Source organism: Streptomyces sp. TAA040 (assembly GCF_000424845.1).
Window position 1 is genome coordinate 56,217 of record NZ_AUKR01000024.1, and the last position, 13,513, is coordinate 69,729.

Consider the following 13,513-nt stretch of genomic DNA (forward strand, 5'->3'; position numbering starts at 1 on the left):
GACCGGGTCCTTCACTACCGCTTCCCAGCAGCTCCTCGATGGCGGCCTCGTCACACGTCTCGGATTCGACCAGCGCTTCGCCTACTCCGTGGCTCCCGCCCCGCGAGGACTTGCACCGGCGTACGCGGAGCTGCACGAATTCGGCCACCGCAACCGTCAGGCAGGCCAACGAGCCCCCTCCGACTGCCCGCAGCGGCGTCCGCCCTGGCCCCCTCCGGTCGGACGCGGGCGCCCGTGCTCCCCCGGATACCCGATGCCGCACCGCACCATCGTCAGCGAGGACGTGCTCGTCGCACCCCGCTACCTCGCCGGGACCACCGGCCCCGACCCCGCCGCGCCCCTCCTGGACGCCGCCACAGGTTGGAGCCACAAACTCGTCGGCCCCGACTCGTACTACGCCAGCTCCTGTCAACGTCTCCGCGTCACACGGCGGGACGACGGGTGGACCTTCACCTACGCCTACGACCCGCTCGGCATACCGGACTGGTCCGCGCACTTCGACCGCGCCACCCCCGACGAAGTCCTCGCCGCCTTCACCGAGCGGCTCATCGACGGCCTGGACAGCTACTTCGCCGACTATCTGTCCGGCGGGCCGCTCCACACCAGGCAGACCCCCGCCATCGTATTCGCCGAGCAAGGCTGGGAGCCCGTGCGCGGCACCCGGCCCTGGCGCACCCTCGCCCCCGACGAGCGCGCCGCCTTCCACATTCGCACCGGCTACGTCGATGACCCCGAGGAGTTGCGTCATCGGGGCGCCGCCACCTGGAAGATCACCGCCGGCCCCGACCCGGTCTGCCGGCCGACCTGGGCGGCGCACTTCACCGGCCATACCCCTCAGCCGCTGATGACCGCCGCCGCCCTGGCCGTGGCCGACCCCGAGCCCGTTACGCGCCCGACGCATCGCGTCCCCGAGGGCCATCGCGGTCTCGTCGCCCTGCGCCCCACAGCGCCCTCCGCACGCGCAGCGGCGGCCCAGATCCGTGGCCGCTTCTCCGAAGCCACGCAGCCCACCCGCGAAAATCCTCCGCCGCCCTCGGCCGCGCCCACGTACTTGCGAACAGCCCGAACGCGCCGAGACCAACCCGATCGCCCTGAAGAGGAGTTACTCCATGCCCGAACCCGGCCCTCGACACCGCCCTCCGCTTCTCGCCCGTCTACCTCGCAGGGAAAAAGCTCCCCCGAGCCCGCGCTCCGTCCTCTCCTGGAGGCGGGCTTCGGACACGAGTACGACGCTCGGCAACGCCCACCTCGCCTCTCCCGAAGAACGTCACCAGGTCGGTTACATGTCGCGCGGGCTCACCCAGGTCCGGTTGCGAATCAGCGAACGGCCCGACCGCTACACCCCACCCATCTGACAGACCGCGTTTACCGACAACGCGCCGCCCGAGATCGTCGCGGCCCTCACCACCGCCCTCGCCCAGGACGAGAGCCCGTGGCCGGGAGGGCGGCGACACCAGATGACGTGCCCCGGCTCCTGACCGATGCCGGCTGGCGCCGCCGGGAGACCGAGTGGGAGATCGACTTCACCTCCCCTGATCACCTGGCAACGATCAGCTACGCCACCACACCCGGCCTTCCCCTCGATGCCAGCTACGAGCCCTGGCTCATCTCCGGGGCACGCAACCTCAGCCACGGCCACGACTGGTACGGCGCCTTCACCACCCACGCCCCGACCCGCCTCGTCACCGCCCTCACCACACGACTGAGCAGCCCCGAACTGATCCCGCGCACCAACACCAAAGCCCTGCACTCCGAGGTCACCGTCACCAACAGTGCCGCGCGCTCATCCAAGCCCACCGATACCTCTCGGGCCTCGCCGCCCGCAGACGTACCCGCGCCACCGCAGAGGACTCGCGCCCCCAGCCGAGCGCGATGCCAACTCCTCAGGCTCAGGCCGCCAGCGCCCGGCCACGCCGCCGAAGGTGACGCTCCCGGACAGGTCAGTCCTCTCCTGGAGGCTTACCCGCCGACGGGTCTGGCGGTCGGGGTCGGCCGAGGACTTCGGCCAGTTCCTCCACCGTCACCTCGATCCGACCGCCGCGCGCCGCACGAGCCCGCCCCACGGACCCCGCCTCGGCATCATCGAGGCTCTCGCCGAACCGACGCTGCTCTTCCGCGTCCACGCGCCTCCTCCTTCTTCAGCAGGTCGCCCCCGGGTCAGCCCGCGGGGGCGACCGATTCATTCCCGAACGAGGAGTCCATCCGCACCGCCCCGGGTCGAGTTCGCCCGCGGCAGACACCGACCCGGCCCACGGACTGGAATGACGGCCCGATTCCAAGTCAACGTACGGACGGCTCGAAAACTCGCAGGTCAACGAAGGGTTCCTCGTGACGTCCAACGCTCTTACACCGGCTCGCACCGCCTCCACCGACCGCGAGTGGCTGCTCGAATGCCACTGCGCGGACCCCGTCCTGCGGCTGCTGGACAACTGCGGTTGGAAGACCGTCGACGACCCCCAAGGCCAACATCTACTGCGCCAGCCCCGACCGCCGCGTCTTCGTCGGGTTCCTCCCCGAAAGCCCCGAGGCCGCCTTCGGCGAGCTATGGCACATCAGCGACCACGGACCAGACGGCCGCCACGCGTGGAGCACCACCTTCGGCGACGACGTCCCCGCACACGCCGTCGCCGGATTCCTCGCCGCGCTCATCGCCTACCCCGGCCGGTACTGCGACTGCATCTGACGCTCACGGCACGGCCAGCCCGCTGCTACATCCCACACCACGGAGGTCTCGTGTCCCGCACGCTCACGGTCGGGCAACTGATCCACCAGTTGCAGACCCTCGACCAAGACCAACCGGTCTTCCTCGCCATCAACCCCGACTGGCCCTTCGCCCACCGCATCAGCCAGGCCCTCGCCGTGACCGACGGGCCCGCCAGCGCCGTCTACATCGCGGATAACGGCCAGGAGGGATATCTCCCCTCGGCCGTCCGTACCGAACTGGACTGGTCCTGAACTTGCCCCAAGGGCCCGTGACGCGGCTCATCCCGCCGCGTCACGGGCCTCGGCGGGCACCGGCACGGGGGCGGAGCACCGCTCGTTGCTGACCGACGTCCTCCCGCCCCCCATGCCCGCATGGGCACTGGGCGCCCTCGTGAAGCACGTTCACACCGATGCGAAGGCGCCGGGATCCTGACCAGCAACGATAGCGATCTACAACTAGTGTCCTGAGTCGTTAGTACGCTCGCGGTTGTAGCGTGGGGTGATGCCTGGTCCGAAGCCGTTGCCGCTGGAGTTGTCCGAGCACGAACGCCGGGTGCTGCGGGGTTGGTTGCGTAAGCAGACGGCGTCGCAGGCACTGGTGTTGCGATCGAGGATCGTGCTGGCGTGCGCGGAGGGTCGGCCGAACGCGCAGGTTGCGGACGACCTGGGCATCTCGCGGGAGACGGTGCGTAAGTGGCGGGCCCGGTTCGCCGCGGACCGGCTGGAGGGCCTGGTGGACCGGCCACGTTCGGGGCCGCCGCGAAGGATCACGGACGAGCAGGTCGAAGCCCTGGTCGCCAGGACGCTCGGCCAGACGCCGCCGACGGGTGATTCGCACTGGTCGACGCGTTCGATGGCCCAGGCGGCAGGCATGTCGCAGTCGGCCGTCTCGCGGATCTGGCGGGCGTTCGGCCTCAAGCCCCACATCGTGGAGACCTGGAAGCTGTCGACCGACCCGCAGTTCGTGACCAAGGTCCGCGACGTGGTCGGCATCTACCTCGCCCCGCCGGAGAACGCCCTGGTCCTGGCAGTCGACGAGAAGTCGCAGATACAGGCCCTGGACCGCACCCAACCCGTCCTGCCGATGGCACCGACCACGCCGGCGAAGATGACCCACGACTACGTCCGACACGGCACGACCAGCCTCTTCGCCGCCCTGGACATCGCCTCCGGCTCGGTCATCGCCCAGCACTACCGCCGCCACCGCCACCAGGAGTTCCTCCGCTTCCTGAAAGTCATCGACGCAGCCGTCCCCAAGCACCTCGAACCCCACCTGGTCCTGGACAACTACGCCACCCACAAGACCGAGCCGGTCAAGAAGTGGCTGCTGCGACACCCCCGCTTCCACCTGCACTTCACCCCCACCTCATCCTCCTGGCTCAACCTCGTCGAGCGCTGGTTCGCCGAGCTGACCTCACGCAAACTCCGCCGCTCCACCCACCGCAGCGTCGTCGAACTCGAACGCGACATCCGCGGTTGGATCAACGAATGGAACAAGAACCCCAAGCCGTTCGTCTGGACGAAGACCGCCGACGACATCCTCGAAACCCTCGCCGCATACTGCACACGAATTAACGACTCAGGATGATAGTTCGTGGTCGTCGGTGCCTGCTCCGACAGCTGGCGCGAAGAGCGACATCGGAGGCGGGGTTAGCGCGTTGCCGTGAGACGTTGGCTGCCCTGAGGGCGGACGAAGAGGACCACGAAACGCGCCCGCGTGATGGCGACGCGTAGGAGGCGTCTCTGGGCGCGCATACGTTCAGGGTCCCATCTGGGGTCGAGCAAAGTGCCTGTGTAGGGCCCTTCGACGATTACGACACCGTCGAATTCCTTGCCCTTGGAGCGGTGCATGCTCATCAGGGAGACTGGTTCTGGCGCTTGTTGGGCTGCAGTGAGGGATTCGGCGGCAAGGACGGCGCGGACTGTGGCTGCGGCTTCGCTGTAGGTGGACTGGCCGTCCCAGGCATCAGACAGGCCCCAGGCCATCGCGTCGGTAGCGTGGAGTAGGCGCAGCAGGCGCGTGTGTTTGAGGACTTCTTCGAGTTCGCTGGAGCCGCGGAGGCGGTCACGGGCGGTCTGCCAGTCGGCAACCGGTTGCCCAATGTAGGAGATCCCAGCATCGTAGGCAGCAGTCACAGCCTTGACGCTCTTGGAACGGATGGCCTTGCCACTCGTGAATGCGACGAGCCCGTTCTCCAACGGTTTGATCTTGCCGCGTGCGCCGACCGTGCCGCTGGTCAGCTTGACCCGGTAGAAGTCGGCAAGGGACTGCACGGTCCGGGCGATAGCCTCCGCGCGAGGTAGACCAGGCCACTCCATGATCGACGCGACGACGTAGCCGGCCGCTGCGGTAAGTTCGGGATCCCATTGCAGAGCGTGCTCAACTGCAGGAAGTGTGAGTTCTCCGGTGTCGGTGTCGGTGTCGAGGGTCTCGGACACTTGGCCCAGCAGGGAGTTGACGCTTGCGAGGACGGCGATCGTCGGAGTGCGCCCCAGCTGGGTGGCGAGGTGGTCCCGCACGGCGACGACCCCCTTGTGGACACGGGCCTGCCAGGGAACGCCGTAGCCAGGGGTATAGGTCCAGGTGCGGACGTTGTCTGGCTGAGGGTGGGGGGCGTTGCTCAAGACTGCGTTGGCGTAGTCGAGTAGTCCGCCGCCGGGGCTGCGGTGGTTGTCCTTGGACAAGTCGAAGGGCTTGGGGGCGAGGTGCGCCACGGCGTCATCGAGGCGTTGCTCTTCAACGCCGTCCAGGTGGTCGAAGATGCGCTGGTCAGGGTCGGCGAGGCAGATGACGGTGGAGGTGCCACTGAGGGCCTTGATCACGCGCCACTGGTCGGTGTTGGTGTCCTGAAACTCGTCGACGATGATCAGTGGATAGATGCTGCTGTAGAGGGCGCGCAGAGCGGCGCTACGCTCCAGGAGGGTCGCCGTCGTGCCGGCGAGGAGGTCGAAGACGTAGCGGCCCTCCTCAGTCGCGAGGCGATGGCGCTCGCTCTTCCAATCGCCGTCGAAGTCCGCCTGGATCTGCCGTTCGCGGTCGGGCGCGATGAACGAAGAAGGCCGGCCGGTGAGCAGTCGTCCGTGGCTGCGTACGACGTCGAGGAAGAAGGCGTGAAAAGTTCGTACTTCCAGGCGTTGGCGGCTGGCCCGGTTCAGGACTCCGGACGTTCGGTCCGTGATCTGGCGTACGGCGGCGCGCGAGAAGCTGAGGAAGGCTACGCGCTGTTCGGGTTCGAGGGCGGCCAGCCTCGTCTGGGCCTTGAGAAGAGCGATGGTGGTTTTGCCGCAGCCTGGGCCGCCGACGATCAGAAGGTGGCCAGGAGCATCGAGGATCTCTTGCCGGACCGGGTCAATCTTCATCGGTCTCGTCCGAGTGCGCTGTGTCGCTGGTTTCTCCCCCGCTCGCGGGGGTCCCCAGATCGCGGTCGATCCGGAGAAGAAGATCGGCCAGTGCAGCGGGGAGTTGGCTGAGGCCCTGGCACTCAGCGATGAGCAGCGCGGCATAGCCGTCACCCTTGCGGGCCCACAGCACGTCATAAGTCAGGGCGCTCACGGCCGGGTCCATGGCAGACGGGTCGGGGCGTGCACATCCGGAGGGATAGTCCGTGCGCTGGGCCACGGTGGCAAGGAAGCGACGCTGGGCGTCAACCGGCACTTCGGCGACCAGCAGCTTCTCGACGCTTTTGTAGTTGAGCACCGTGTAGTGCGTGAAGTCGGCAGTCTTGGCCACAGCCTTCGCGTCGAGCGGCTTGTCGGGCTGATCGTGGATCCCGTAGACCGGCTTGCCCAACCCCTTAAAGACGGGGGCGAACAAGGGCACAGAGACGTCGTTCTGAGCGTCGAAGATCGTAACGCCAGCAAGGTCCAGAGGGACGTAGCCTGTGACGGCGGGGTCCGCCTCCAGCACGTCCGAGACGGCCGGGAACAGTGCCGCTTCCGCAGCGCCTTCCACCACCAGTACGGCACGGCCCAGGACAGCCTCAGCGAACTGCCGGCGGTTGTCGCGGTACTTCTTCAGCTTGAAGTCACCAGGTAGGACGACACGGTTGCTCCTGAGTGCGCCCTTTGAGTCGCGGCTGATCATGACGACGCGGGAGGGCTCGAACTTTTCGATCACGTACGGCGAATGAGAGGTGACGATCACCTGGCCCATGCGTTTGACCACGAAGTCGATGAGACGGCGCTGCGCGTGCGGCGGGAGCGCTATCTCCGGCTCCTCCATCGCGAAGATCACCGACTTGTCGCCCTTGAGTTCGGCGATGTAGGTGAGCAGGGCGAACACCAGCAGGTTCAGCGATCCGGTGCTCAGCCGGTTGAACGGCACGGCGTGCGGCCCGGGCTGGGTAGCGATGAACAGGCGCAATACCTCACGCAGGTGTTCACGGGTGAGTTCAGACGCCTTCAGATCGACCGGATCCGCGGTGTCGCCGAGGCTGACAAAGCGGTCGACACGGTCGCGTATCTCAGTACGGATCTTTCCGAAACCAGATTCGGCAGCGGCGACTGCGACTTGGTCCAGGTCACGAAGCGCCTTTTCCCACAGCGGGCCCGCCAGTTCTGCCTCCAGTCGCACGATCGTGTCCAGGAGGGAGCCACGCTGAAAAGTAAGCGCTCTGCTGCCGGTGCGGTTCGGCCGCAGATAGAGGAATCCGCAGTGCCGCTTGTCCTCCCGGGTGAAGGTTTTCAGCCCTGCGCCCAGGCCGGTCTCCTCCCCGTCAAGGCCATCCGGGACGCTCTCGGGGTGCGCGAAGAACGTTCCCCCGACGAAGTCGTCCTCCTGAGGGTCGTAGCGGCCGAGGAAGACTACCGGCAGGCACCATTCGCCGGTCTCGGCGTTTTCAACCGCGTCGGGGGCTGTATCGAGGAAGTCGCTCGTCCGCGCCGACCAGCGGCGCAGATGGTTGCCGAACCGGCGCTCGGCGGCGTCGGAAAGATGGGTGAGGACCACCTCGATCCTCACTTCGGGCAGCTTGCCCTCCCGTTCCTGGTAGCACCCGCCGTAGAAGTCGTACTCGTCGACCACGGGCCGTCGGAACATGCGCTCGGGCCCGAGTACGAGCTCCAGTCCCTCACACACAGTCGACTTGCCGACGCTGTTCGAGCCGACCAACAAGGAGTGGCCATCCAGCTGAACGGTCCCGCCCTTCACGCCGCGGAAGTTCTCCAGGGTCACCCGCTGTACCTGCATGCTGCTCCCTCTCTTCGAGGGAGCAGGGCGCAGCTGACTCGCCGCCCCTGGCGCTTCCTCGCGCGAAGGCCGTCGCCACAGGACAGATAGAAAGCATCCCCCGGCGAAACCGAGACGAGTCTACGACAAGCGGGATCTTCGTACCGCCTCTATATGCGAAGAACGCAGCGGGCGCACGAAGCTCTGCTGCCTACGATTCCGGGACCAACTGCGGCACCGTAGGCCAAGATCGGGGACATGAGCTTGTGGGGTATGGGACAGGAGACAGCCACCGCCGTCATGGGCGCCGGAGGAGCCGTGGTGGGCGCGGCCCTCACCGGGATGTTCACCGTTCGTGGTGCGCGACGGCAAGCCGCAGCGGCTGTCCAAGCCGGGCTCGCTCAAGCGGCCAGCGCCTACCTCGGCCCCCTCGACACGGCCCGCCGCGCGGCACAGAGGGAAGCCTACGTACAGCTCATGACGGCAGCCCAGAGCTACGCGACCGAGGTACACCCGGTTCTTCGGCTGGCCAGGGGGATGGACAGGGCGGTCGCGAACACAGACAGCCTCTCCCGCAGGGAGACTGCCAGAGAGGCCGCGGCGGAAGCGGACTTCCGGGACCGCATATCGGCGGTAAACAATCCGAACCCGGTATCGGCGGCTGTCCAGCATGTGGAGCTCGAAGGGCCCGCCGAGGTAGCCGAGGCCGCGCGGCAGGTGCGCGCCGCCACGACCGGCCTCTTCCGTACGCTTCGGCAGGCGGGGCGTAGCGAGCGCGTGGCCGGAGCAGCCGCCCCGCCGGACCCGGAGCGCTCCTGGACGCGTCATGAGGAGCTGCTCGCCGCGATCGAGCGGTTCACGCAGGCCGCGCAGGAGCACCTGAACCGCCGAGATCATCCACGCAGTGGCGAGCGGCCCGGGCGGTGGGCAAGGGTCTCCGCGTTCTTTAGCCGGAGCAGTGCCGGCCGGACAACCACGTGATCGCTCATTCACGGATGCCGACGCCTACTGGCCGGGCTGCACTTCACGATGTTGGTGTCCGTGGCGGTGCCCGCGACCTCTTGTACTATGCGCTCCTCGCCGTGGCGCGCATCGCGAAAACGCACGCGGCCCTCATCCGCGCCTCCGCCCACGTTCTCGCTATCACTGGGCGCTGACGGGTTTAGGGTGTCGCCTCATGACGCTGCTGATCGTGGGTGGGTCCGGGTTCCTGGGCACCGAGCTGGTTCGGCAAGCTGTATCGGTGGGGCGCACGACGGCCGCGACCTATACGACCAGGCCCGGCAGTGCTCCGGGCGTTACTTGGCGCAGCCTCGACATGCGAGATCCAGGAAGCGTGGAAGCGGTCGTGGCCGAGGTGAACCCTCGCGTCATCGTTAATGCATCGAGTGGCGGGGCCGACTGGGCGGTCACAGCCGAGGGACCCATCCGCCTCGCGATCGCCGCGGCGAAGGCCGGAAGCAGAATGATCCAGGTCTCCACCGACGCCGTCTTTTCCGGCAAGAGCCATGTTCCCTACGACGAACACTGCAGGCCCGACCCCATCACCCCGTACGGGGCGGCGAAGGCCGCCGCGGAAACGGTGCTTCTGCTCCATCCGGACGCCGCCGTGGCCCGCACCTCGCTGATCATCGGTGACGGACAATCCGAGCACGAACGCACCGTCCACGAACTGGCCGCCGGCACCCGCGACGGAGTCCTCTTCACAGACGATGTCCGATGCCCGGTCCACGCGAGCGATCTGGCCGCAGCGCTCCTCGAACTCGCGTCGGGAGACACGACCGGCGTCCACCACCTCGGCGGGAAGCGGGCTCTCAGCCGGTACGAGCTGGGCGTGCTCATCGCTCGACGCGACGGACTCGACGCATCACGACTGCCCACCGGCCTACGGGCCGACAGCATCCTTCCCGGCCCCCTCGACATCCGACTCGACAGCCGCTCGACACAGCGCAAGGTGCGCACCACACTGCGGGGCGCGCACCAGTTCCTCGCCCCCACGGCCTGGACGGCGCAGCCCGCCGACCACGCGCCACACGGGCGCCGGTAGAAGGACGACGCACGCGCAGTTCGGCGAAAGCGCATCGGGCGCTTCAGCATCCGCGCCGGTTGCGACTGGTGCGGCCAGTCATGGCGACGACACGATGACCGTCCCGGCCCAGGCGCAGAGGGCTTCGCCCCTTTCTCAGATGCCCTCCTGCCCAGCGTCCAGGCGCACACCATGGAAGGCGCCTGCAATGATGCTGTCCAGGCCCTTGCCGTCGCCGACGACCTCGGCCACTACCCTCCCTAGCTCACCGGGGGCAGCAAGCAGGGTGTCGAGGATCCGGTCACGAACCTTCTCGGACTTCAAGAAGTTCTCCAGGCTGTTCTCCAGCGCCCGCGACCTCAGCACCTCATCCGACTTCGCAGCTTGGATGACAAGCGCCATCAGACCGGCGACAGCGGACTCCGACAGGTCGTCGAACAGGGTGTTGAGGGTGTCGATGACCTCAAGTAGCGGGACCATTTCGGGGTCCTTCACCTTGGCCGTGCCCAGGGCGCTCGGCCCCGTCAGCTTGTCGCCCTTCTCGGTGACCGACGCGTTCGTGAGGCCCTTGTCCTTCTGCTCGATAGCTACCAGCCGAGCGCTTGAGATGTCGATGTCATCGTGGGTTCGCTCGGCGTGGATCCATTGGGCCAATTCACGGCAGAACGCACACAGGTCTTCCAGTGGGGAGCCTGAGTAGTCGTACACCTGGGACAGGAAGTCGTACAGCCGCACGAACGAGGAGACGTTCTTACGGAACTGCTCCAGCCGCTCCTCGGCCTGAGTGTCCTCGTCACCCTGGGCCTGATCCCATGCGTGGGCGAACCGGTCTTGGGCCCGACTCATCGCGGCTGTGATCGCGTTGCGGTCACTCGCCTGAGCGCCTCGAATGAACTGGTCCACGTCCTGAGTGTCGAAGATTCCGAAGGTGCGCAGCCCCATTGCCAGCACGTGGAGTTGGTTGGGGTTGGTCTCGGTTTCGATCTCGGCTTCTTCGTAGTACGGCGCGAAGGCAGCCTGGATGTCCTTTGGCTCGTTGATGAAATCAAGGATGAATACCCTGTCCTTCACCAGGTTGCCCGTCCGGAAGGTACGGTTCAGGCGTGAGAGGGTCTGCACCGCTTGTATGCCGTCCAGACGCTTGTCGACATACATCGCGCACAGTAACGGTTGATCGAACCCGGTCTGGAACTTGTCCGCGGCTATCATGACGCGGTAATTAGGCTCGGTGAAAGCTTCGGCTAGGTCCGGTCCTGCACCCGGGTTCATCTTGGCTTCGGAGACCTCGTCGTGAATACCGGACTCCGGGTCGTCAAGGGTTCCGGAGAAGGCGACAAGGGTGCCCAGGTCGTACCCCTTGGACTTGATATACCTGTCGATTGCCAGCTTGTACCGCAGCGCGTGCTTGCGCTCCGATGTAACGATCATGGCCTTCGCGTGGCCGTCGAGCAGACCGGCCACATTTACCCGGAAGTGCTCGACGATGATCTCGACCTTCTGGGCGATGTTCGTCGGATGCAGGCGCACGAACCGCTTCAATGCCTTGGCCGCCGCGGTCTTCTCGACCAGGTTGTCCTCGTCGTCGGCGGAGACGTTGACACCGTTCTTCTTGATTGCTTCGGCGATCTGGTAAACGGTCCCGTAGTTCTGGTAACGAGGCAGGACGTTCAGGATGAATCCTTCCTGAATGGCCTGCTTCATCGAGTACACGTCGAATGCGGAGGGCTTAGCCTCGGGCGTCTTGCGGCGCCCGAACAGTTCGATCGTCTTGGGCTTCGGGGTAGCGGTGAACGCGAAGAACGACACGTTGGGGGTCGGGGCATCGGCAAACACGTTGATCGTGTCCTCGGTGTCGACCTCGGCCCCCTCGTCGACTTCCTGGCCTCCGGCGCGCAGGACCTGACGCACCTTCTTTGCCGTGGCGCCGGCCTGCGAGGAGTGTGCCTCGTCCGCGATGACCGCGAACCGGTGCCCGGCCAGAGAGTCGTCCTGCGCCAGCAGCTTGAGCACAGCCGGGAAGGTCTGGATGGTCACCACCACGATGCGGCGACGGTCCTGAAGTGCCTTAAGTAGGGCACGGGACTTGGAGCCTTCGTCGGTGCGGGCCCGCTTGTCGACGTTGTAGACGTAGTCTGGCTTGCCCTCGATCTGCAGGACCGCGCGCTGCATCTGATCGTCGAGCACCGTGCGGTCGGTGATCACCAGCACCGTGTCGAAGACCTTGCGCCCGGTGTGGTCGTGCAGGTTCGACAGGCGGTGTGCGGTCCATCCGATCGTATTCGTCTTGCCCGACCCTGCTGAGTGCTGGATGAGGAACCGTCCACCCACGTTCTCAGCATTGATCTGCTCGACCATCCGCGAGACGGCCTGCCACTGGTGAAAGCGCGGGAATATCACGTTGGTCGAGGTCTTACGCTCCCGCGTAATCGCGTTCGTGCTGGTCTTAACGTCCACGAACAGCGTGGACCCAAAGATGTCCAGCCACGTGTCGCGGGCCATCACTTGCTCCCACAGATATGCGGTGGCCGGCCCGTGCTCGTTGACTGGGTTGCCCGCGCCACCGTTGTTGCCCTTGTTGAATGGCAGGAAGTAGGTGTTCTCACCGTCCAGTTGGGTGGTCATACGGACCTCGGACTCGGTGACCACGAAGTGCACGAGCGCCCCGGTGCCGAACGCCAGCAGTGGCTCTCCCTTGGGCTTGCGGTCCTGGGCGTACTGCTTGACCGCGGCGTCGATCGACTGCTTGAAGTTGGTCTTCAGCTCGAACGTGGCAACCGGGATGCCGTTGATGAACGCGACCAGATCGATGCTGTCGTGTGGCTTCTGCCGCGAGTAGTACACCTGCCGCATGATCCGCAGGCGCACCTTGTCGTAGGCGGCCATGCGGGTGGCGTTCGTCGGGTCCGCCGGGCGCCACTGGGCCATCTTCAGCTCGTCCCGCAGCCCTATGGGAACGTCCGAGCGCAGCAACTGCAGGGTTCCGCCAGGGCCACCGCCCTTGTTGTCCAACGGTGTGGAGCGCAGCTGCACGACAAGGTCCAGCAAAGCCTCCTTCGCCGGTTCCGCCCGCGGGCCGGAACCCGTACTGCGCTTCCACGCCTGAGGGTCCAGGTCTTCAAACCAGTCGAACAAGTCCTCCGGGAACAAGGCACGCTCCGCGTCATACCCCTCCCCGTTCGGTGAGTACAGCCACCCGTGAGCCTCGAGGTGCTCACAGATTTGCCGCTCGAACCGCTCCTCATACGTCAAGTCCACCACGGCTCAGGCCCCCTTAGTGATGTCGATCTGTCCGGTCACGGCCGCCAAGGTCATTGCGTGATCGCGATCTGTCCGGGTTGATCACGTAAGGCCCAGAGCTGTCAGAGGCCGCCGGTGGTCGCGGCCGGTGTGCCGGAGGGCGGCGGCGATGTTGGTGTCGCCGTTCTGCCGGAAGATGCTGATGGCGAGGTTGCGTAGGCCGGCCATGGTACGGGGCAGGTGTCCGGTGCGGACCTTGGAGTCGTCCTCGCGGAAGGTCCGATCACGGACGTGGTGCAGGAGGTTCTCGATGCCCCAGTGACCTCTGATCCAGGAGGCGAGTTCGGCCGGGGTGGCGTCGAAGACGTCCAAGCTCGTGA

The 13,513-nt window shown here is 66.4% G+C and carries 9 protein-coding genes and 1 pseudogene; 6 read left to right on the forward strand and 4 right to left on the reverse strand.

Features of this window, described 5'->3' with window-relative positions; genetic code table 11:
• Positions 1 to 253: 253 nt before the first annotated feature.
• The 4 genes from H300_RS31185 to H300_RS0118640 all read left to right on the forward strand — a co-directional run bounded on the left by H300_RS31185 (position 254) and on the right by H300_RS0118640 (position 4,291).
• On the forward strand, positions 254 to 2,332 hold the full coding sequence (locus tag H300_RS31185; protein WP_158678391.1) for a DUF317 domain-containing protein: 2,079 nt from the start codon (positions 254 to 256) through the stop codon (positions 2,330 to 2,332).
• A gap of 135 nt (positions 2,333 to 2,467) precedes the next feature.
• Complete coding sequence (locus H300_RS32575) at positions 2,468 to 2,683, forward strand: SPDY domain-containing protein (RefSeq protein ID WP_486583940.1); 216 nt, start codon at positions 2,468 to 2,470, stop codon at positions 2,681 to 2,683.
• A 50-nt stretch (positions 2,684 to 2,733) separates the two neighbouring features.
• Positions 2,734 to 2,955: a hypothetical protein gene (locus H300_RS0118635; protein WP_028428633.1), complete on the forward strand. Its 222-nt coding sequence runs from the start codon at positions 2,734 to 2,736 to the stop codon at positions 2,953 to 2,955.
• A gap of 250 nt (positions 2,956 to 3,205) precedes the next feature.
• Positions 3,206 to 4,291: an IS630 family transposase gene (locus H300_RS0118640; RefSeq protein WP_028428634.1), complete on the forward strand. Its 1,086-nt coding sequence runs from the start codon at positions 3,206 to 3,208 to the stop codon at positions 4,289 to 4,291.
• A gap of 62 nt (positions 4,292 to 4,353) precedes the next feature.
• On the opposite strand, the gene H300_RS0118645 is transcribed toward H300_RS0118640, so the two are convergent.
• Positions 4,354 to 6,063 carry an ATP-dependent helicase gene (locus H300_RS0118645; RefSeq protein ID WP_028428635.1) on the reverse strand — a complete coding sequence of 570 codons (1,710 nt, stop codon included), beginning with the start codon at positions 6,061 to 6,063 and terminating at the stop codon, positions 4,354 to 4,356.
• Positions 6,053 to 7,891 carry an AAA family ATPase gene (locus H300_RS0118650; protein WP_028428636.1) on the reverse strand — a complete coding sequence of 613 codons (1,839 nt, stop codon included), beginning with the start codon at positions 7,889 to 7,891 and terminating at the stop codon, positions 6,053 to 6,055. Before H300_RS0118650 ends, H300_RS0118645 begins: the two co-directional genes overlap by 11 nt.
• Before the next feature lie 252 nt (positions 7,892 to 8,143).
• Between H300_RS0118650 and H300_RS0118655 the strand changes: the two genes are divergently transcribed.
• Both H300_RS0118655 and H300_RS27765 read left to right on the forward strand, forming a co-directional pair.
• Positions 8,144 to 8,851 (forward strand): hypothetical protein, encoded by a 708-nt coding sequence (locus H300_RS0118655; RefSeq protein WP_028428637.1) that lies wholly within the window; start codon positions 8,144 to 8,146, stop codon positions 8,849 to 8,851.
• A gap of 196 nt (positions 8,852 to 9,047) precedes the next feature.
• Positions 9,048 to 9,917 carry a sugar nucleotide-binding protein gene (locus H300_RS27765; RefSeq protein ID WP_051270185.1) on the forward strand — a complete coding sequence of 290 codons (870 nt, stop codon included), beginning with the start codon at positions 9,048 to 9,050 and terminating at the stop codon, positions 9,915 to 9,917.
• A 135-nt stretch (positions 9,918 to 10,052) separates the two neighbouring features.
• On the opposite strand, the gene H300_RS0118665 is transcribed toward H300_RS27765, so the two are convergent.
• Both H300_RS0118665 and H300_RS0118670 read right to left on the reverse strand, forming a co-directional pair.
• The gene (locus H300_RS0118665) at positions 10,053 to 13,154 is read right to left on the reverse strand and encodes a type I restriction endonuclease subunit R (RefSeq protein WP_486583938.1); all 3,102 of its coding nucleotides are present in this window, start codon (positions 13,152 to 13,154) and stop codon (positions 10,053 to 10,055) included.
• A gap of 81 nt (positions 13,155 to 13,235) precedes the next feature.
• A pseudogene (locus H300_RS0118670) lies at positions 13,236 to 13,513 on the reverse strand (ISAs1 family transposase); the annotation flags it as partial.